This window comes from Thermovirga sp., from assembly GCF_017656375.1.
Classification (GTDB): Bacteria; Synergistota; Synergistia; order Synergistales; family Thermovirgaceae; genus Thermovirga.
On sequence record NZ_JACDOB010000010.1, the window covers coordinates 24,329 to 46,078 of the forward strand.

The window sequence follows — 21,750 nt, forward strand, 5'->3', positions numbered from 1 at the left end:
CTTCTAAACTTCATTTACCTAAAAAGAATACTGACAGAATGGTCTGAATGAATTCTGCTTATGGCTTCAGCAAAAAGGGGAGCTATCGAAAGCTCCTTTACCTTGCTCAGGCGCTTTTCTTCAGGGATATTCACAGTATCAGTCAAAACTAACATTTCAATGGACGATTTTTTGATCCTCTCAACAGCGGGACCAGAAAGTACACCATGGGTTGCACACGCATAAACCCTAGAAGCCCCTCTCTCCAAGAGGGCTTCGGCTGCCTGCACTACCGTTCCAGCAGTATCAATTATATCGTCAACCACAATGGCTGTTTTCCCACTAACATCCCCTATGATCTCCATAACTTCGCTATAGTTAGCTACTTCATGAGATCTCCTCTTATCTACAATAGCCAGGTCTGCATTCAAATGTACCGCAAAACGCCTAGCCCTCACAACACCTCCTATATCCGGAGAAACAACAACAAGGTTATCTTTTTCTATCTCTTCTTTAAGCTGCTGCTTAAAGTATGAGGCCAAAAGGGGCACACCTGTAAGGTGATCTACTGGGATATCAAAGAAACCCTGTATTTGTCCCGCATGCAAATCTGCCGCTATGAGCCTGTCCGCGCCTGCTTTTTCAATGAGATTTGCCACTAGCTTAGCTGTTATGGGCTCTCGAGCCTTAGTTTTTCTGTCCTGCCTTGCATATCCAAAATAGGGAGTAACAACGTTTATCCTGTAAGCAGAAGCCCGACGTAAAACATCAATCATAATCAGAAGCTCCATCAAATTTTCATTAACAGGATGGCACGTTGGTTGTATAACATACACATCTGCTCCTCTTACACTTTCCTCGACGGATACCCCTATTTCTCCATCTGAAAACCTAAACAATCTAGCTGCTGCCAGCTTACTACCCAGGCTTTCACAAACCCTCTCAGCAAAAAGGGGATGCGCTGTGCCAGTAAAAACTTTTATTTCTCTCAATTTGGACACCATTTAAATCTCCTCCCCTCGTTTTTCACGTCTTTTAATCCATCCTTCTATATTCTTCTGCTTCGCCCTGCCTATAGCAAGGTTACCAGGAGGAACATCCTTAGTTATAACTGATCCTGCACCAGTATAAGCTCCATCCCCTATGGTTACTGGCGCCACCAGCATGGTATCGCTCCCTATAAAACAATTATCACCTATTACAGTCTTATTTTTTTTCTTTCCATCGTAGTTACACGTTATAGTTCCAGCTCCTATATTAGTATTAGATCCAACCTCTGCGTCTCCCACATATGAATGATGGGGAACTTTGCTTCCTCTCCCTATCTTGGACTTTTTTATCTCCACAAATTTACCTACAAAGGCCTGCTTTTCAATTACGCTACTCTCCCTTACATAGGCAAACGGACCTACCGTCGCACCCTCACCTACTGAACTATTTTCCAAAACAACATGCTCTTTAACCACAGCCTTAGGTCCAACCTGCACATTTCTCAAGACGGAGTAACTTCCTATCTCACTTCCACAAGAGACAAAAGTCTTCCCCCAAAGCTGAACGCTAGGGGCAAGGCGAACATCTGGTTCTATTATTACCTGGGGGCCAATCCACAAAGATGCAAAATCGTCACATCTAACACCGTTTTCTAGATGTTTTCTAATAATTTTTACGCGCATAGTTTCAGATGCTTCTATGAGTTGAGAAGGACTATTTACTCCTTTTGCCTCTGAAGGGTCTTCTAAAACCTTTACCCTAACCGCCTTACCCTTCATTGAGAGAAGCTCAATTACATCAGTCAAATAGTATTCCCCTTGAGCATTATTGTTACTTATTTCCCCTAAAGCCTTAATTAGCGATTCTGTCTTAAACACATATATTCCCGCGTTAGCCAAATTAACTTTCTTTTCTTCTTCTGTGGCATCCTTCTCCTCCACTATTCTAACTTTGCCATCAAGTACAATAACTCTACCATACCCTTTCACCTCTGAAGGGCAAAAAGCCAAAAACGTACCGTCGCTGCATTTCTCTACATGCTCCTCAATAAGGCTTTTCAATGTTTCACTTTCGACCAATGGCACATCCCCAGGCATGATTACTACATGGTCATACTTAGAAAACCAACTTGAGGCAATTTGAGCTGCATGCCCTGTTCCAAACTGCTGTTCTTGTGTTATAGCAACTACCTGAGGCCAAGAAACCCTCAAGTAACTTTCCACTTCTTCTTTCTTCCATCCTACGATCACCGCTATATCCTGCAAGAAAGGCACACCAGACAGGGCTTTTAAAGGATAATAAAGTATGGGCTCTTCCAGCAAAGGTATCATAACCTTGGGCCTGGAACTTTTCATGCGGGTCCCCTTACCCGCAGCCAAAACTACCGCTCCTACTGTAGGTTTTACCATTTCAGCCTCTCCTTATTGAAAGCAAAAAAATCAATTTTACGTAACTTGCACTGACATTATACAAATATAAATTCTTTTAGCAAAAAAACAACATTAAATAAGGGGAAGCCCGGGCTTCCCCTTATTATTAGACTTTGGCTGGGGTGGCTGGACTCGAACCAGCGATCGCGGATCCAAAGTCCGCTGCCTTGCCAACTTGGCTACACCCCAAAGTGGCTTTGCAATTATATATTGGATAACCCACTATCTGTCAAGATGTTAGATTTTTTGTTATCATAAATCGGTCACACCTGTCATTCTATCATTTTTAACGCCTAAGGGGTATTGGAAAAGAGAGAAAACCATGCAGATGATATTTAAAGAGACCTCATCATATACCTACAGTTTTTTGGTTGTCCTGCCAATATTTTTTTCTGTGGTGATAATATCATCTGTCGCTAGAAAATCTAATTCACCAATATGGAGAAACCTCTTTTGGGGAAGTCTTTTTACTTTTTTTTCTATCGCTTTTGTTTTGCTTTATAAAATAAAAATGTGGCTAGCTATTGCTCCTGTATTGCCAGCTGCCATAATAACAGCCTTCTTTTTATGCCATAAGAGATTTCAAAACAAAAATAGCACCGATAAAATCGAAGCAGGTGTAGAAAATGAATAACCTATTCTCGAAAAAAGCCAAATCCCTGATTTTAATATGCATCTGGATATTTATATTTACCTTCACGCCCCATGCAGTTTTAGCTTTTAAAAATCACGGATTTGTCATAAGAATAGAATGTTTCCCAGGAGGCTCTATCACGGTACAAAGAGAAACAGAGCCACCCGTTATTCTAGGCAAAGTTGTGCAAATACCTAAAAAAACCAGATGGCCCTCATTCACCGCATCCAAATGGGGCACTCCAGGTACGGTAGTAGCCTCTGCAGTAAACGCCTTACACATTCTCGTAAGTTTGGAAGATGGTCATGGCAGAACCATAAGCATATTACCTCAAGGCACGATTGCTCCGGCAGCAGGCAAAAATTCATATATTTTAACAACCATCCCCCCTGGCCATGGCATATTCGGCGCATGGGCCCCTACTGTAGGAAGCAAAGTAAAACCCAACCTAAACAAGCAATATAAAGGCATCCCGAAGGAACCATGGGTCTTGGAAATACGTCAAGAACCTAAAGTTAGCCCATATTTCGTTGAAATAGAAAACCGCCCAGGGGGAAAGATCACCCTGTGGACCAGAGAAGGCCCTTCGATTTTAGGTAGGGTAATAAAACCTGTCTCAGGAAGCGGGCGCTTTCAAGGAACTCTTTTTCAGGACAAAGGTAGGATAAGAGCAAATCATCCAGGCGTGATAGATATAAGTACTTCTCCTAAAGGGCAAATTGGAGGCTTCCAGATCTTACCTCTAGAACATGCCGCTTCAAGGGAAATGTACTCAGCCTGGAAGCTTACCCAATGGCTGATAGTAGCTCCTTATAAGGGAAAATTCGTGGGCAGTGCACCGCTTTTTAGCAGTTACTTTGTTCCCGGACCTGCGCGAGGAGAGAAATTATGGGATCTGTGGTCCACTTACGGCAGGAAACCGCTGGTTTTAGTAAGAATAAATGGAGGGAAATGGAGTTGGATGCCAGAAGCTGTGGGGAAAAAAGATTATGCTTTGGCCAGCATCACTCACATACGAATTTATTTCCCTTTTACTGACCCACTCCTCTCCGAAGGGACAACACACTAAGCAAACAAGATAAAGGCGGCGGTAAGCGGTAAAAAGCCTCACCCACCGCCTTTTATATAATCTCTACGTATAATTACAGCTATCTTTCTTTTACTCTACTACAACACCCTATATGCATACAACTTTCCGCTCTATGCTTTATTCCACAGTTACGCTCTTTGCCAAGTTTCTGGGTTGGTCAATTTCCCTACCAAGCATCTTAGCCATATGAAAAGCAAACAGCTGCAAGGGAACTACCGTTAAAAATGGAGAAAACTCCTCATCAGTCCACGGAACCTCAAAATAGTCATCCATGTATTTCGATGCGTGATCATCTCCCTCTGTGCAAATACCCAACACAGGAGCGTTCCTGGCCTTAGCCTCCAGTACGTTTGAAAGTGTTTTTTCATACATCATATCCTTAGGAACAATTGCCATAACAGGAACTTTAGCATCCAAAAGGGCAATAGGACCATGCTTCATCTCTCCGGCTGCATAGGCCTCCGCATGAATATAAGAAATCTCCTTTAACTTGAGGGCCCCCTCCAACGCCACAGGGAAAGATATACCCCTTCCTATAAACAGAAAATCCTTTCGGTCATAATATTTCTGCGCAAGCTTTATTACTTTGTTTTCTTTTTCCAGTATGTTCTCTACTTTGTAAGGTATTTGCAAGAATTCGTTTACCAAACGCTCCTCTTCATCTACAGTGATGGAGCTCCGCAAACGTCCTAAATAAAGAGCCGAAAGGAACAAAGCAGCTACCTGCCCTGTGAAAGTCTTTGTAGCAGCCACACCTATCTCTGGTCCAGCTTTTAAAAGCAAGACGCTATGGACCTCTCTTGCCAGCGTAGACCCTCTAACGTTAGTTATAGCCAGACAATGAGCCCCTTCTGCTCTGGCCTTTCGCTGAGCGGCAATAGTGTCCGCCGTCTCCCCAGATTGGGAGACAAAAATTGCAAGGGTCTGGGGGTCACACCTCAAGCTTCGGTACCTATATTCAGATGCTATGTCCACCCTAACCTCCATATCTGTCCATCTTTCAAAAACTCTTTCTGCCACCAGAGCAGCGTAATAAGAAGTACCACAGGCAACTATATGGACTCTATTCCATTTTTTAGCATCCTCTGGGGTCCAAGCCAAATCACTAGATAAATCAACCTTGCCGTCAGCTATACGCCCTTTCAACGTCGTTCTCAAGACCATTCCCTGTTCATGGATTTCCTTGTGCATATAATGAGAATGACCAGCTTTTTCAGTCATGTCTACATCCCATTCAACGGTATGGGCCTCTTTATCTACAACTTCACCCTGGCTGTCCCATACCATGACTCCATCGGGCCTGAGCTCTGCTATTTCCCCTTCTTCCAAATAAATCACCGATCTGGTGTATGGAAGAAAAGCTGGAATATCAGATGCACAAAATGTCTCTCCATCACCGACTCCCAAAACCAAGGGAGATCCTCTTCGAACACAATATATCTTTTTATCCTCCCCTTCTCTAATAACAGCGAGGGCATAAGAACCTGTTAAAGCTTCTTGAAGTTTAACCATTGACTTAACCATATCTTTTGTCTCATCATAATACCTAGAGAGCAAATGTACTATTACTTCTGTGTCCGTCTCTGATTTAAATACCACTCCATCACGCAAAAGCTGTTCTTTTATGTCCATGTAATTCTCTATAATTCCATTGTGCACCAAAGCAAGCTGCCCGTTCCCATCGCTGTGAGGATGGGCATTCAGTAGTGTTACACCACCATGAGTAGCCCATCTAGTATGACCTATGCCTCTCTTTGCGTTAAAGATGTTTCCTTCTACTCGCTTTGCCAAATCCGCTACCTTACCTACTTCTTTGTATATTTCTATACCATCTGCTCCATCAATAGCCATGCCTGCCGAGTCATAGCCTCTATATTCAAGACGCCTCAAACTATCCAGTATGACACTTGAGGCATTCTTCTTACCCACATATCCAACAATTCCGCACATCTATATTTATGACACTCCTTCCTGATTAACTACAATAGAGAGGTTGCCGCTTCCTTTGTCCCACAGATCGCTCCGCGGTTTTGTAAAACGACTTTTTGGGCTGACCTCTACAACCCCTGGGACACCCGCCGAAACTTCGAAAATCCCAGCCCTCGTCAGCTGACTTGAGCCAGCTCAGGCGCTTGACATTATCCAACCTTATCGTATTCAAATCTTCAATAACTACTCCATAATCTCCTCTTTATATTTGTTCACCTCCTCTAAAATTATTGTTCGCAAAGATTGCTCCCTAAGCGCCAATGCCACATTGGTTCTTAACCAAGCTTCACCTGTCCCACAGTCATATCTTTCACCTGAGAAGACAACCCCGTAGACAGGCTCTTCTTCAAGGAGCAATCTAATGGCATCGGTGAGCTGATATTCCCCTCCTGCACCAAGGGTACACTTTTTTATGTACTTGAATATCTTGGAAGAAAGAACATATCTCCCCATAATGGCATAATTGCTTGGCGCATCCTCAGGAGAAGGTTTCTCTACCATTCCCTTTATGGAGAAAAGTCCTTCACCTATAACTTGACCTATCTCTACTATTCCATACCTACTTGTCTCTGAAGGTGGAACCTCCATCAAGGCTATCACTGAAGCATTTTGGGATTCACATACATCTATGAGCTGCCTTAGCACCGGACAACCTCCTTGAGGGGGAATCATTATATCGTCAGGCAATATAACCCCAAAAAACGGCTCATCGCAAAAAGCCTCCCCCATCAATACTGCATGCCCTAACCCAAGAGGCTGGCTCTGACGCACCGAGGCAAACTCTATATCTTTCGAAATACTTTTTACTTTCTCTACCAGGTCCTTTTTACCCCTTTTCTCAAGCTCCTTTTCTAGCTCTAAGTTGCGATCGAAATAATCTAAAATAGAGTTCTTTCCTCTTGATGTGACAAAAACTATTTTTTCACAGCCTGACAAACGAGCCTCCTCAACACCATAAGCTATAACTGGTCTATCCAATACGGGCAACATCTCTTTAGGGATCTCTTTGGTTGCTGGAAGGAACCTGGTACCTAAACCGGCGACAGGGAAAAGGCATGTTTTCACCAAGCTTTTCCTTTTCATAACAAACCTCCTTAAGCTTTGGTAGCAGTTCTAATAATAGCATCTACCACCTTCTTGGCAGAAAGCTCCAACATTGAATCTTCCTTAGCCTCCACTAATACCCTAATCAAAGGCTCCGTCCCCGATGGGCGAACTAAAATCCTGCCTACACCCCTCATTTCTTCCTCAATCTCCCTGATGACACTCCACAATTCTGGATCTCCCATAACCTTCTCTTTTTTGTCTAAGGGCACATTTTTCAATAACTGGGGGTAACGATGAAACCTATCGATCAAAGTCGACAGATCTTCGTTAAGATAGCAACAGGCAGTTACAAACGCCAGCGAAGAGAGAAGACCATCTCCTGTAGATGTAAACTTCTTTAAAATTACATGTCCTGACTGCTCCCCCCCCAGAAAAGCATTATATTTGTCCATCGTCTCTAAAACGTATCGATCTCCAACCTTACATCGGAAGACAGCTATACCTTCCTTCTGCAACTGCTCTTCAAGAGCCATATTGCTCATTACTGTTGCCACCACTCCAGCTCCAAGGTCATTCGAACTTTTGAGCCATCTTGCAAGAACCCACAACATAACATCTCCGTCTATAACACGACCTTTTGAATCTACAATCAACGTTCTATCTGCATCTCCATCAAAGGCGATCCCAAAGTCGTATTTATCCTCACTAACCTGTTTCGCCAAATTATTCAAATGCATAACACCTGAACGTTCATTTATACTCAACCCATCTTGGCGTACTCCCAAAAAATCTACTTCGCAGCCCATGCTACTGAAAACCTCCATAGCAGGTGCTACGACAGCTCCATTGGCACAATCAACTAATATCTTCCATTTATCAAAAACTGACCTATCGAAAAGTCCCTTCAGCCATTCGGCATATTCTTTCCAACCGTCAGAATTTTCCTCGATTTTGCCTATTGATGCACCGGTAGGTCTCCAGTCATCATTAAGGCTATCACCTATATATTCCTCAACCTCCCCCTCTGACTCATCTAATAGCTTGCTCCCCTCTTCGTCTAAGAATTTAACGCCGTTATATTCAGGAGGATTATGAGAGGCACTAACAACAGCCCCTCCGCTAGCTCGTAACTTCCTAACCATATAACTCACTCCGGGGGTTGGTATAACCCCTAAAGTCATCACATTTGCTCCTGCTGACACCATCCCTGCTATTAGGGCTGACTCTAACATTTTGCCCGAATGCCTGGGGTCCCTCCCGACAACAATCGTTGGCTTGGAATTACCCCTCTTCTCTATGAGATAGAGAACATAGGCCCTTCCTAACCTCAAAACCATTTCAGGGGTCATAAAACCACGATTAGCAACATCCCTAACTCCATCGGTACCAAAAAGGCACCTTATACTATGTCTTTTATCCACAATATTCACCTCTTCGAAACTTATTTCACTCCATATTAGCGAACACCTTCACAGTGGGAGGCTCTATCTTTAAAACCTTCACTCCAGGCTTTAGAAGCTTATATTGCAAAGGGACTCTAATCTCAGTAGATACCAAGTTCGTTACCTCAACATAAAGTTCTACTGGTACAGGCGCCCCTTCTTCTAAAACAGAAGATATTCCTTCCAACGTAACCGATGCACTCTCTGGTTTTACCCTCCAGGAAGGATAAATGCTTTTCCCCTTAATCACTATAAAAACCTGTTCAAAGGTCCGTCTCACTAGGTTGGGCTCCACCATCAAATTAACCGTCACCCTATCAGGTGCCAAAACTTTTGCTCCTTTGTAGATTTCAGGCATAGATGCTTTAATAGTCACATCTTCTTTAATTCCATTGACGTTCACTGGTAAAATTATTTCTTTTATATCTTCTATCACTTCCAAGGGCCCTTCAACAACTGCATTTTTAGGTTCAATAGTTATATCTTTCATTTTATAATTTCTATCCAGTTTTCCTTCCACTTTTATTTTTATAGGTACTGTTTTTTTAGGAACGCCTTTTATCAAAAAGTAGCTTACTTTGGCTCTAGATGGCTCTATTATCAACCCAGCACCAGATGTTTCTTGGCTTACCTTTAAAGGCAAAACTAGGCTGTTTCTATCCTTCAACATCTCAAAAGTTACTTCTGCTTTTACATCAGATATATTTCGCAGGTCATTTTCTGGTCCTTTGACCACAACTTTCTCAGGCTCTATTCGCACTTCTTCCAAAGTATATCCTGGAGGAAGGCCACCCGAAACTTTCAACTTTATTGGCACTTCCTTACTCTGGGTTTTGATTATATTTATTTCTATACTTGCTGGCGAAATACTTATCAATTTAAATCCGGATGGTAAAATGACCTTTACTGGCACCACGTGCCTCCCTGGCCCCAGCCCTCTCAAATCTGCTTGGCACGTTATTTCAGACCACCTCTTACCCAGGAAAAGCTCTCTGCTTGCAGATACTTGCACCTCAACCTTTCGGACATTGCTATTTATGGCATATTCAGAAGGTACATTAAGATACTCTATTGGAAACAAAAAAGTACGTATAACTTCCGAAGTTCTATCGGAAGCTACATAATACCAAATGGCAATTGCCATCAATAAGGAAATCACCTTGAGAAACGTTCTAGACGAAAGCAGACGATCAATTTCCTTTAGCATCTTTGTCTTCCTTCCTGTTCCCTTCTCTAACGGGCCAAAGGGTTTTTAGCTCTTTCTTCAATGTCTCCCACCAGGGGCTAGAGCCTCTTGAAACAGCAGAAAAATAATGTAGGAGCAACCTTCTAATTTGGTCCTCCCTTAATTTTCTCGACAAGTGGCCATTTATAGCTAACGCTATCTCCCCTCTTTCCTCCGAAACTACCAATGCCATAGCATCGGATACTTCTGTTATCCCCAAAGCCGCTCTATGTCTTGTGCCTATCCATCTGGAAAGATTGCTGTTTTCAGTTAAAGGCAAATAACAAGCAGCAGCAATAAGCTTCTCCCTATCAAGAATAACCGCCCCATCATGTAAGGGCGTTCCCGGCCAAAATATAGTAACAATCAAATCTTCTGATATCTCACTGTTGAGCTTAACAGCAGATCGCCAAATATCCTTTAGCCCCGTATTCCTCTGAAAAACCAAAATAGCCCCTATCTTTTGGCTTCTGAGATATTCCAATGCCCTAGTCACTTCGTCCGTAAGCTGGCCCGCTCGCTCCTCAGCTTGCTTTCTCCTAAGAATATTGCCCCTTCCTAGTTCCTCGAGCATACGCCTCAATTCTGGCTGGAATACGATTGGGATAGCTATGACTATGACCCCAAACAGTCTGCCTAATACCCAAGACAGTGCCTCTAAGTGGACCAATCTTGCCAAAGCTGCTATCGATCCCAGTACTATAAGCCCCTTTACCAATTGCATTGCCCTGGTATCTATGAGGAGCAAAAGCACCCTATACAAAATAAAAGCTATTATGGCTATATCCAAAAAATCTCGCCAATGAACCATATCAAAAAACATGCTGTCCCTCAGCCTTCTTTTCTGTTTTTATATACACTACCCCCTACGAAACAATCCTAATGTTTACATAACGAGATGTGGAAGCCGCTAACATGGCTCCATAGTCCACTTTGAAGCGAATCACATCCCCCACTTTAAGCTTATTCTTCATATCCTCCGCATCCATGGTAAGGTGGTCGCTGGATGCTCCTATTATCTCCAATCCTTCCTCCAAAGGAGTTAACCCTTCCAATCTTACATCTTGCCTACCGATAGCAGCAATGGCTCTAAATCTTATACCCCGATCCTCAAAATGAGGCACATTTCCGAAGGCATCTGCGCCGACCTCTCCTATTGGACTGCTGGGCTTCCTGCGACATTCTACTATTTCCGCACATACTTCTATAGCATCGTCATGTAAATAGGGAATCACTCTGTCTCTAGTCACATCTGTACCCAGTAAAATAGCCTCCCCTATCCGCAACTGATTTACCTCTGGTGGCATAATGCCATCCTCTACTAGCTTCAAAGAAGAAGTCCCTCCCCCAGAAACATATTTGAGGGGATTTCCTACCATATTTGCTATCTTCTTTCCTGTTTCCACCAACATAGTCAAATTTTCAGCTGTCGGTATAACACCAGACAGGCACCCCAAATTGCTTCCTACACCTGCAAACTTTACAAATTCACATCCTCGAAGAACGTTTCCTATATCTTCCGCCTCATCTGGCCAGATTCCTTCCCTTAGATCACCAACGTCCACCATGATAATTACTTCACACTGCCTACCTTCTTTTCTGCAGGCTTTCTCCAAAAGAGAGATGGTTTCCTTCATCGAAATCAACGTTACATCAGCATACTTGGCAACTAAATCCAATTCGCTCACCATAGGTATGCGTAAAAGCATAAAGGGGCCATCAATGCCAGCTTCTTTCATACTCACTATATTTTTCATTCTGCTATCTGCAATGCCTACACATCCTCCCTCCAACATTGCCCTGGCAACTCTGGGATTACCAGATAACCCCTTACTAACTCCCCAAACCTCTATGCTGTTTTCTGAGCATAATTGCACTACCTTTCTCGCGTTTTCCTTGATTTTCTCAATATTGATCACAAGCTCTGGAAATTTGAACATTTATGCCCCTCCACTTCCTTATTTATTATGCTCCTCTCATTTTTCGCAAAAGAGTCAGATTTCTCACATCTGAACCTTTCTCCTTAGGCGTTTCCAAAATGCAAGGTACATCCATCCACTTGGGATCGCTGACGATCCTTGAAAAAACTTGTTCCCCTATTTTCCCCTCTCCGATATGCTGATGCCTATCTTTTCTGCTGCCCCTTTCCTCCTTGGAATCGTTGAGATGCCAACACCCTATTCTCTCCAATCCAAACAATTTTTCCAACTTTTGAACAAGTTTTTCGTATGCATAGGGTGTACGTAACTCATAGCCAGAAGCAAATATGTGGCAGGTGTCAACACATATACCGAGCCTGGAAGTCCAATCCAAAGAGCTCAACACCCATTCCAATTCCTCCAAATTAGCCCCCAAACCATCGCCCGATCCTGCCATTGTCTCAAGTAGAACCCTTACTCTCACTTCCTCACTCCTAGCAAAAACTTCCTCCAATGATCCAGAAAGTCGCCTTAGTCCCTCCTTAACGCCCGCTCCCCTGTGGGAGCCAGGGTGGAGAACAAGATCCTCTATGCCAAGCTGATCACACCTTTTTATTTCCTGAACCAACGATTCTATACTTTTTCTTCTTACACTCTCTTCCCCAGCCAAATTAATCAAATAAGATGCATGAGCCACCACTTTACGGATACGACTTTCTCTCCAAATCCGCAAAAACCTATCTACAACGTGATCTGGTAAAGGTGATGAATGCCATTGCAGCTGATTTTTAGTAAATATCTGAATTGCCTCACAGCTCAATAATTCTCCTCTCTCTATCGCCTTCCATAAACCACCTGCAATGGACATATGGGCTCCTATTAAAGACATAGCTCACCTGTATTCATATAATATTTTCTTATTAATCTCCACAAAATTCGTGCCGTAGCCCCCCATACCATTCTCCTAGAACTTAAATAGAACTCTGGATAAACAGTTACACCTTGTGGCGTTTTCATCCAACGCAATTTGGGAGGTAAGGGAAGCTTTTTTATGTCTACCAGCACTGCACTAGCCAATTCCTCTTCGTCTAGGCTTATAGCATCAAACAAATCATCACCATTTATGTAAGCCAAATAAGGATAAATGACAAAATCGCTGCTATACACATATTCTTTCGGTAACGCTTCTACTACCTCAACCATTTCCTGAGCGATCCCAACCTCTTCTTCCAACTCCCTTAAAGCTGTATCTAAAGGTGTCATGTCGTTCTTTTCTCTTGATCCTCCAGGAAAAGCCATTTGTCCAGCATGGTGTTTGAGGTTCTTCCCCTTTTCAACCAAAAGTATCGCGTCTCTGCCGTCTAAATCTTTAACACATGGTATTATAACCGCGCTTTGCCTTCTTTCAGTTTTAGGCAAAGAAGCCCACAAAAACACTCCCTCAAGAGAAAGTCCCCTCGAAGACTCCCTTTTATTCTTTATTTTGTCTTGGGTTTTTCTTTCTTGAGAACTCCATTCTTCGATTATCAGAAAAGCATTATCTTCCATTAGGATTTCCCCAAAAAATCACTAATTTTTTCGCCTTTCGACTCTAAATGCACTCTTCCCCGATATACTATTCCTCTATTCCCGTCCACGGTAACTATCATACCATCCTCTAATACTTCCATTGCCCCTTTGGCATTCACAATACAAGGAATCCTCAACTCCAAAGAGAGTATAGCAGCATGGCTAGTAAGGCCACCTTCTTCCGCTATTATTGCCGCCGCCCTTTTAGCTGCTTCTATGAAATCTCTGTCGGTCTGCCTACACACCAAAATATTCCCATTTCTCATTTTTTCAGAAGCTTCTTCACCGCTAGAAGCTGTAACAATTTTACCGAAGGCCACCTTCTTCATTATTGGTATACCTTTAAGCAGCATCTGTCCTACAGAAACTACTTCTATGATGTTAGTGGTACCAGAAATACCCACTGGAAGTCCAGCAGTCACAACTACCAAATCTCCCTCTTTTAACATATTCTTTTGTAACGCAGTCTCAATGCCGGCAGTTATAGCTTCCTCTAAATTTTTCTTCTGAGAAACCAGCAGCGGTTCTACTCCCCACACAAGACCTAATCGCCTATAAATCTTCTTCGAGGGAGTAGCTCCAATTATTCTCGCTCTAGGTCTATATTTACTAACTATTTGGGCGGTACTGCCACTTTGAGTCATACATAAAATGCCATGAGCTTCCATCTTTCTAGCTATTATCTCCGCTGCATGCCCCACAGCATCTGACACTATCTTGATATCTTCATAAGACCTGTTAGAAGTAATTGACCAAAAATAGTGGTCTTTTTCCGTTCTTTCTATTATTCTCGTCATAGTTTCCACAGCTTCAACAGGATACTTGCCCTGTGCTGTTTCTCCAGAGAGCATAAGCGCATCCGCCCCATCAAGCACCGCATTTGCCACATCACTGCATTCAGCTCTCGTAGCCCGCGGGTTCCTGATCATGGAATCAAGCATCTGAGTAGCCACAATTACAGGCTTTCCAACAAAGCGGCACAAGTTAATAATTCGCTTCTGCTGCATTGGTACTTCTTCTAAAGGGATCTCTACTCCTAAATCTCCTCTTGCCACCATGATTCCATCTGAAACTTCTATAATCTCATCAAGGTTATTTACAGCCTGCATTGTCTCTATTTTGGATATTATTTTTAAATCACCATCTAGGTCTTCCAATATTTTTCTTGCCTTCAAGACATCTTCTCTCGCTCGAACAAAGGAAAGGGCAAGGTAATCAGCTCTTTTTGATATGGCCCACTTAATATCATTCACATCTTTTTCAGTCAGAATGGGTAAACTGTTTAAAGCACCTGGCACTGAAACACCCTTGTGCTCTCCCAATTCCTCACCAACTACTACCTTACATAAAAGTTCCTCTTCAGATATTACTTTTTCAACTATAAGGTTAATCTTCCCATCATCGATGAATATAGTGCTCCCTGGAGACAATTCGCATATCAAATTCGGGTAGTCCACATAAATTTTCTCCTTGGTACCCTCAGTCTGCCTGGTAGTAATTCCTATTAAATCCCCACTTTTTAAAAGTATCGGCTTATGCCCCACAAGGGAGCCAGTCCTTATTTCTGGTCCCTTTGTATCTATAATTATAGGCAGCGGTCGACCTAATTCTTCTTCTAGTTTCCTAACGTTATCAAAAAGCCGGCCGTGGCTATCATAGTTTCCATGGCTAAAATTCAGGCGGGCAACGTTCATGCCCGCCTGAACCATATTCTTTAAAACATCATACTCCGAACAAGAAGGGCCAAGAGTACAAACAATCTTAACTCTCTTCATCATCTTTCCCACTCTTTATCATTCCATGGGCTGTCAATATCTCTGCCTTCCCTCTTATTTTTACGGCAGAAGTGAATTCCGTAAACTGGGAAATCCACACTTCCCCTGCGTCCAGCTTCTCTGAGTGGGAAAATCTAGTCTCTTCCCCTCTAGTCAAGCCAATGACAGAAACACCATTCTCTAAAGCTTTAACCACTATAAAATCCGCCATTACCGAAGGATATTCGTTGCCTTTCATGCTTTCCTCTCCCTCCAAATATAGACTCCGCTCATCAACCACCTACGGTAATTATAATGTTATTTGGCTATTTTATAAACATTAAACACATAACTCTACGGCTTCATTGTTCAATTTCTCCAAAACTGCCCCCTCTTCAAAATCTGAATTAACTCTCAACGAACGAGAAACCAACAAGACTTTCTTTCCACCACATAGATATTCAAAAATAACCTTCGTATCCCCACGGCAGCCTTTCAATTCCTTGCAAAGCTTAAGAATAGTCTTCTCGTCAATGAATTCACCAAACAATTTAATCCTTACCCAAGGGCTCAGCTTAACTGGAGCTTCTACCATGGGGACCATTAAGTCAGCTATCAAAGAAAGGCCCTCTTTTACTTGAATTGAGCCGCTAACTAAATAAACTTCTCCCTTTACCGGTTTTCTCTCCATGTTGTTCCAAATCCCAGGAAAGCATACCACTTCAACTTTCCCATCTGTGTCTTCTAGTTCAATGAAGGCCATCTTGTCTCCCTTACGGGTGTACTTTTCCTGTATTTCCACTACAATACCTGCTACAACTGGCTTTATCTTCTCCGACTTCCAATAGGAAAGTTCTTCAAGAGTACAAGTCACATATTTCCCATAATCACTTTTATACTGGTCACATGGGTGACCAGAAATATAAAGTCCCGTTGCTTCTTTCTCCATTTCCAAGCGAGAGTGAAAATCAAAATCCTCAACATCGGGTAACTCTGGTTCATCATCCACTTCTTCACTCACAAGGTCCAACAGTGAGCGCTGCATACCGTCTGAGGATCTCTTTTGCACAATATCTACAAAGCCAGGCAAAGCTTCCAATAGCTGTTTTCTATTTGGTGATATGCTATCAAACGCTCCAGCCTTTATGAGGTTTTCCACCACTCCCTTACTTACCACTCTCAAATCCACCCTGTTTAGAAAGTCCCAAAAAGAGGCAAATGGGCCATCTTTCCTGGCTTTCAATATGGCATCTACCGCCGTAGTTCCTACCTTGGATACCGCTCCTAAGCCGAAAAGTATTTCTCCTCCGTTAGCTGTAAATGAGTCGCGGGACCTATTTATGTCAGGAGGAGATACATGAATGCCTGAATCTCTCACTGCCCGCACATGTTTTGCCAGTACATCCAGCTTGGAATGGACATGGCTTGAAAGAAATGCTGCCATAAATTCTACCGGGAAATGCGCCTTAAGGTAAGCAGTCTGATAACTTATCATCGCATACGCAGTGCTATGAGATTTATTGAAACCATACCCCGCAAATTCTTGGATAATGTCGAAAATTTGCTCAGCCTTCTTTTCCTCTATTCCTCTCTCCGAACACCCCTTCAGAAAGCTCTCTCTTTCCTTTGCCATTACTTCCACTTTTTTCTTACCCATGGCCCTTCTAAGAAGGTCTGCTTGTCCGAGGGTATAGCCAGCCAGAATTGAAGCACATTGCATGACCTGCTCCTGATACAAAATTACTCCGTGGGTCTCCTTTAAAACATCTTCTAGCAGTGGATGAAGATACGAGGGTTTCTGACGACCATGCTTGCATTCTATGTACTGATCGACCATTCCACTACCCAGGGGGCCTGGCCTATACAAAGCCAAAACCGCTATAAGGTCTTCAAAGCAATCAGGTCTCAATTTTCTTAGTAACTGCCTCATTCCAGAAGATTCCAACTGGAATACCCCTAAAGTGTCGCCATCTGCCAACAGTTGGTAAGTAGCCTCATCATCAAGAGGAAGGTCATTTACATTTGGTGGTGTTTTACCATTATCTCTAATGTTTTTAAGGGTTTCTTCTATAACAGAAAGGGTTCTCAATCCCAAAAAGTCCATCTTGACCAAGCCCAGTCTTTCAATATGCTCCATTGCAAATTGTGTTACGACCTGTTCTTCTCCTATCTTTCTTACTGGGACATAGCTTGTTATCTCATTAGGTGCTATAACCACCCCGGCCGCATGCTGAGAACAGTGCCTCGCCAGACCCTCTATGCTTGAAGCATAATCCAATAACCTCTTGACGGCGGGATCACTTCTGTGTAGCTCCATCAACTCAGGGCTTTGTTCCATAGCTTCCGATATGGACGAAGCTCCAGCAGGAACCAGCTTTGCAACTTTGTCCACCTCTGAGTATGGCATATCTAAGGCCCTTCCAACGTCCCTGATAGCAGCTTTACTCTTCATACGGTCAAAGGTAATTATCTGGGCCACTTTCTCTCTACCATATTTGGCCACTATCTGGGCAAGAACTTCATCCCTTCTCTTATCAGATATGTCAGTATCTATATCGGGCATGCTTATTCTTTCGGGATTTAAGAATCGCTCAAAGAGCAGGTTATAGCGCAATGGGTCTATTTCGGTGATTTGAAGGGCATACGCAACTAAAGACCCCGCGGCGGATCCTCTTCCTGGCCCCACTGGAACCCCTTTAGCTTTGGCCTCCTGTATTATATCCGCCACTATAAGGAAATAACCTGCAAAACCCATCTGCTCTATTACCCCTAACTCATATTCCAAGCGCTTAACATATTCCTCAGGAGGGTTTCCCCCTTGGAACCTGCTTTTGAGCCCCTCTCTGGCCCTGCGCTTTAGAGCTTTCTCTAAGGTCTCTCCTTCAGCAAGCCTCACCTCTGGCAGATGGTAACCAGAAAATTCGATCTTAACAGAACATCTCTCTGCTATATCAACTGTGTTTTTAAGCGCTTCTGGAAGCTCCTTCCCAAATATGCTCCACATCTCCTCAGGAGAGCGCAAATAAAAATCATCTGACCCAAAGCGATATCTGTTTGGTGCATTTATAGTTGCATTCGTCTGAACACAAAGAAGAACATCGTGCCAAGAAGCATCGCTCTTCTCTAAATAATGAGCATCATTAGTAGCAATCAACGGAATGCTCATCTTCTTTGACATTTCCATTAACGCTTTGTTAACCAATGCTTGCTCAGGAACTTTGTTATACATGATCTCGAAAAAGAAATTATCCTTCCCAAATATATCCCTGTACATGGAAGCCCTGGATTTGGCCTCTTCTAAATTGCCTTCAATAATAAGCGAAGGAATTTCTCCTGAAAGACATGCAGATGAGGCAATTAACCCTTTCCCATAGCGGGCAAGCAGATCGTGGTCAACCCTCGGTTTGTAGTAGAACCCATCGGTGTTAGCTATAGATACAAGCTTTATAAGGTTCTGATATCCTTCCTGAGACTCAGCAAGGAGCAATAGATGATAATTCTTACCTTGTCTATCTCTTAATGTGTGCCCTCTAGGATCAACGTAAACCTCACAACCTATAATCGGCTTTACGCCCTTGGACACACAATGTTCGTAAAATTCGACGATGCCATACATGGCTCCATGATCTGTTAAAGCGACAGCAGGAGCCCCCCACTCTTTAACTCTATCTGCTAACTTGCCACACCGAATGGCACCATCCAACAGGCTGTATTCACTGTGGACATGAAGGTGGACAAAAGGATTATTCATTTTCTAGTTCTTCCCCACTTTCCTGTTGAGCTTCTAATATTTCTTCATCTTTAACTAGGAGTATCTCTCCATCAACAAGCTGCATAAGTTTCTTCAAATTTTTATCCTGAAAACCCTTTTTATTTTTATTAGCATTCTCTTTGTTGTAAGGACGACTCACATTACCCTTCTTTTCTCTGTCAGCCTCACGATGTCTGTCAACTCGTTTTTCTACATTTTCGTTCTTGTTTTCTCGCACTTCGATTTGTGCTGAAACATAAGTCTTTTCAGAATCATTCTCTAGCTGAAAATCTTCTCCCAAATCAAGAATATGATCCTTTGATCTCAATAAGATCCTAGATCCCTGCCAAAAACTTTTTGCTATATCCTTTAACTTCCTGAGGTTTCTGGGGCTCCTCAACAATTCAAAGGCAACTTCATGATCAGGGTGAAAGACTACCTCAATATCCCCATCTCTGTAAATAGGTTCAGCGCACGCTAAAGCACAATAGATCAGTATATTATCAGGATAAAAGCATAAAAGAAATTTATCCCAACTGTTTTTGTCTGGTACTCTAATTTCTTTTCCAGGACTTATCGTTTTAGGTTCTTCTTGCTTTTTGTGCTCCCTTTGCTCCCTTTTAAACGTTTTTTCCTGTGGCTTTATTTCCTCTGCCGATCCAAATTCCTCAAAAAAGCCTAAAACAAGCCCAGAAGCAACATCACTTCTCATTCCAAGGTTGGCTCTTGGCATGTTTTCGACACAAAACTTCATTATCTTCCACAGATGATCTGGTTTCCAAAAAGGGCTCTCTTCCTTTAGAAAGCTCTTCTCTTCTTTAGAAACAGCTAAAAGATCCCCGCTATTTTCGCCCCACTTATTGAAAATCCACAAGTCTCTCGCTATTTCATAAAGTCCCTCAAAAAGCCTCTTACTTGTCAAGCCCACATCCAAAAGCTGCTGCAAGAGAAAAAAGGCTTTTCCCCTATCTGTGCGCAAATTAGCCATGAGCCTTTCCATATCCTTCCGACTCCCTCCGCCTAACAAAGGGTTCATAGAATCAAGGGTCAAACCTTTCCCCTCTTCTAGAAAGGCCAAAGCCTGCTCAAGAATGGATAGAGCATCTCGCAGCGATCCATCTGCCTCCCTTGCTATTTCCCACAGGGCGTCATCCTGTACTTCAACTCCCTCAAGAGAGAGCACGTTTTTAAGGCAACTTACAATATCCTGACTGCCAATTCTATGAAATGGTATGTGCTGACATCTGGATCTTATAGTTACAGGGACTTTTCTGGGTTCTGTAGTAGCCAAGACAAATATCACATACGAAGGAGGCTCTTCAAGGGTCTTCAAAAGTGCATTGAATCCATCAGTGGTAACCATATGAACCTCATCTATAATGTAAACCTTATAAGGAGAGGAGAAAGGAGCAAGAGAAACATGCTCCTTAAGCTCTCTTATATTATCTATTCCTCTGTGCGATGCCCCGTCTATCTCTATTACATCTAGGCTACTCCCTTCAGTAATAGCTCTGCAACTGCCACATTCGCCGCAAGGTTCTCCTTCTTTCGACAAATTAGTACAATTCACTGCCTTGGCCAAGAGCCTGGCAACTGTAGTCTTACCGCTCCCTCTAGGCCCTGAGAAAAGGAAAGCGTGTGGGATTTTCCCAGAAAGTATCTTGTTTTTGACTACCTGCACAACCGTGCTCTGGCCTATTACCTGTGAAAAATTTTTGGGTCTGTATTTGCGATACAATGTAATATGGGACATTATCGGGCCCCCTATCTAAAATAATTTGCCATAGGATGCTGTTTTTTTGCATTCTCTAAGGCTGTTATGAGATTGTGTCTAATTTCCTCAAGAGCAGGCATACTTTCACATAAGTCCTCACTTCTTAATGCTATGGATTTACCGATCCTAAGGGCTTCCCCTCTTTTTGTCGTCACTACATCCACGTCGTATGGAGCCGTCTCTAGTTTGAGGTCTTCTTCTATAACACTAGCAAAACGCTCAAAGCTTTTTAAAACAGCAGATAGCGGTGGTCCCCAACAAACTACAACATCATCAACCCAAAGGTTTAAACGCCCATCTTTTTTCTCAATTCGGGGCCTAAGCAGCCCTAATGGGATCTTTCTATTTATTGGAAGGTTCTCCTCTTTCATAGCTTTAAGGATGTAATCTATTCGTTCCTCAGTCTTGGGGTGGTCCATGTAAATACCTGGATCTACATATGGCCGCTTAAGCTGTTCCATCTTCAAACGTTCCAACACAGTGACGGAAGCAGACGGGGCGTAGCCAGCTTTTACCAGTATATGAAGCCCCCCCAAGTCTGCCTCCCTTTCGAAATCTTTGCTGTAAGCATTCATGATAGCCACTTGCGCAAGATTGGCTAAAAGCATTGCTGGTCCCTTCCCCTTGGAAGCTACAGCGATAAGAAGAGCACCAATAGTTAACTTTTGGTTCCTAGCAGCTTGCCTCAAGATGTGATTTTTGTCTGAATGCACAAGCTCATGGGCTACAATAGCCGCCAGCTCATCATCGCTCTTAACAAAATTCATCATCCCACTAGTAACGTAAATTCGCCCTCCTGGGATAGCAAACGCATTAGGTGCTTTCTCTTCTATGATCTTAATCCTGTAATTTAACTTCCTCTCAACAAAAGGAACGCACCGATCAAGAACCATTTCAACTAGAGCAACCTGGTATGGGTCAGATACTACTTCCCAGCGTTGTTCTACCTCCTTGGCCACCTGCTCGCCTAATTTATCCTCTTTTTCTATGGTTCCACCCAAAGAGGGACCACTCAAAAAACATGTTACCGCAATGGCAACACTAAAAATAAAAGCACAAACTCGCATTAGTCTATTCAAAGCTCTTATAATCCTCCACCCAAAAACAATTTGCCGTCCTTAAAACAAATTGTAATCTATCACACCAGCCATTGGAAT

At 42.8% G+C, this 21,750-nt stretch carries 17 protein-coding genes and 1 tRNA gene; 2 read left to right on the top strand and 16 right to left on the bottom strand.

The features are described from left to right. Nucleotides 1-14: 14 nt before the first annotated feature. The 3 genes from H0Z23_RS04750 to H0Z23_RS04760 form a co-directional block, all read right to left on the bottom strand. The gene (locus H0Z23_RS04750; protein WP_296867826.1) at nucleotides 15-983 is read right to left on the bottom strand and encodes a ribose-phosphate pyrophosphokinase; all 969 of its coding nucleotides are present in this window, start codon (nucleotides 981-983) and stop codon (nucleotides 15-17) included. Next, a complete protein-coding gene (glmU, locus tag H0Z23_RS04755; protein ID WP_296867827.1) occupies nucleotides 984-2,378 on the bottom strand; it encodes a bifunctional UDP-N-acetylglucosamine diphosphorylase/glucosamine-1-phosphate N-acetyltransferase GlmU in 1,395 nt (464 codons plus the stop codon). A gap of 135 nt (nucleotides 2,379-2,513) precedes the next feature. After that, a tRNA-Gln gene (locus H0Z23_RS04760) sits at nucleotides 2,514-2,588 on the bottom strand. 139 nt (nucleotides 2,589-2,727) lie between these two features. On the opposite strand from H0Z23_RS04760, the gene H0Z23_RS04765 reads away from it, so the two are divergent. After that, nucleotides 2,728-3,033: a hypothetical protein gene (locus H0Z23_RS04765; RefSeq protein ID WP_296867828.1), complete on the top strand. Its 306-nt coding sequence runs from the start codon at nucleotides 2,728-2,730 to the stop codon at nucleotides 3,031-3,033. Beyond that, nucleotides 3,026-4,102, top strand: coding sequence for a hypothetical protein (locus H0Z23_RS04770; protein ID WP_296867829.1), 1,077 nt, complete (start codon nucleotides 3,026-3,028; stop codon nucleotides 4,100-4,102). The genes H0Z23_RS04765 and H0Z23_RS04770 overlap by 8 nt, the downstream gene beginning before the upstream one ends. Nucleotides 4,103-4,240: 138 nt before the next feature. On the opposite strand, the gene glmS is transcribed toward H0Z23_RS04770, so the two are convergent. From glmS to H0Z23_RS04835, 13 genes are all read right to left on the bottom strand, one after another. Beyond that, the gene (glmS, locus tag H0Z23_RS04775) at nucleotides 4,241-6,073 is read right to left on the bottom strand and encodes a glutamine--fructose-6-phosphate transaminase (isomerizing) (protein WP_296867830.1); all 1,833 of its coding nucleotides are present in this window, start codon (nucleotides 6,071-6,073) and stop codon (nucleotides 4,241-4,243) included. Nucleotides 6,074-6,295: 222 nt separating this feature from the next. Then, nucleotides 6,296-7,195, bottom strand: a complete 900-nt coding sequence (gene galU, locus H0Z23_RS04780; RefSeq protein ID WP_296867831.1) for a UTP--glucose-1-phosphate uridylyltransferase GalU — start codon at nucleotides 7,193-7,195, stop codon at nucleotides 6,296-6,298. 11 nt (nucleotides 7,196-7,206) lie between these two features. Beyond that, nucleotides 7,207-8,580, bottom strand: a complete 1,374-nt coding sequence (gene glmM / locus H0Z23_RS04785) for a phosphoglucosamine mutase (protein WP_296867832.1) — start codon at nucleotides 8,578-8,580, stop codon at nucleotides 7,207-7,209. 25 nt (nucleotides 8,581-8,605) lie between these two features. Next, the gene (locus tag H0Z23_RS04790; protein WP_296867833.1) at nucleotides 8,606-9,808 is read right to left on the bottom strand and encodes a CdaR family protein; all 1,203 of its coding nucleotides are present in this window, start codon (nucleotides 9,806-9,808) and stop codon (nucleotides 8,606-8,608) included. Then, nucleotides 9,792-10,637 (bottom strand): diadenylate cyclase CdaA, encoded by an 846-nt coding sequence (gene cdaA, locus H0Z23_RS04795; protein ID WP_296867834.1) that lies wholly within the window; start codon nucleotides 10,635-10,637, stop codon nucleotides 9,792-9,794. The genes H0Z23_RS04790 and cdaA overlap by 17 nt, the downstream gene beginning before the upstream one ends. Nucleotides 10,638-10,692: 55 nt before the next feature. Then, complete coding sequence (locus H0Z23_RS04800; protein ID WP_296867835.1) at nucleotides 10,693-11,766, bottom strand: alanine/ornithine racemase family PLP-dependent enzyme; 1,074 nt, start codon at nucleotides 11,764-11,766, stop codon at nucleotides 10,693-10,695. Between the two features lie 25 nt (nucleotides 11,767-11,791). Further along, nucleotides 11,792-12,634, bottom strand: coding sequence for a deoxyribonuclease IV (locus H0Z23_RS04805; RefSeq protein ID WP_296867836.1), 843 nt, complete (start codon nucleotides 12,632-12,634; stop codon nucleotides 11,792-11,794). Beyond that, the gene (locus tag H0Z23_RS04810) at nucleotides 12,625-13,293 is read right to left on the bottom strand and encodes a CoA pyrophosphatase (RefSeq protein WP_296867837.1); all 669 of its coding nucleotides are present in this window, start codon (nucleotides 13,291-13,293) and stop codon (nucleotides 12,625-12,627) included. The genes H0Z23_RS04805 and H0Z23_RS04810 overlap by 10 nt, the downstream gene beginning before the upstream one ends. Further along, a complete protein-coding gene (pyk, locus tag H0Z23_RS04815) occupies nucleotides 13,293-15,092 on the bottom strand; it encodes a pyruvate kinase (protein WP_296867838.1) in 1,800 nt (599 codons plus the stop codon). The genes H0Z23_RS04810 and pyk overlap by 1 nt, the downstream gene beginning before the upstream one ends. Further along, nucleotides 15,076-15,327, bottom strand: coding sequence for a trp RNA-binding attenuation protein MtrB (gene mtrB, locus H0Z23_RS04820; RefSeq protein ID WP_296867839.1), 252 nt, complete (start codon nucleotides 15,325-15,327; stop codon nucleotides 15,076-15,078). The genes pyk and mtrB overlap by 17 nt, the downstream gene beginning before the upstream one ends. A gap of 81 nt (nucleotides 15,328-15,408) precedes the next feature. After that, nucleotides 15,409-18,819 (bottom strand): DNA polymerase III subunit alpha, encoded by a 3,411-nt coding sequence (locus H0Z23_RS04825; protein WP_296867840.1) that lies wholly within the window; start codon nucleotides 18,817-18,819, stop codon nucleotides 15,409-15,411. Beyond that, on the bottom strand, nucleotides 18,812-20,572 hold the full coding sequence (gene dnaX, locus H0Z23_RS04830; RefSeq protein ID WP_296867841.1) for a DNA polymerase III subunit gamma/tau: 1,761 nt from the start codon (nucleotides 20,570-20,572) through the stop codon (nucleotides 18,812-18,814). The genes H0Z23_RS04825 and dnaX overlap by 8 nt, the downstream gene beginning before the upstream one ends. Nucleotides 20,573-20,583: 11 nt before the next feature. After that, on the bottom strand, nucleotides 20,584-21,672 hold the full coding sequence (locus tag H0Z23_RS04835) for a M48 family metalloprotease (RefSeq protein ID WP_296867842.1): 1,089 nt from the start codon (nucleotides 21,670-21,672) through the stop codon (nucleotides 20,584-20,586). Between the last annotated feature and the right edge of the window lie 78 nt (nucleotides 21,673-21,750).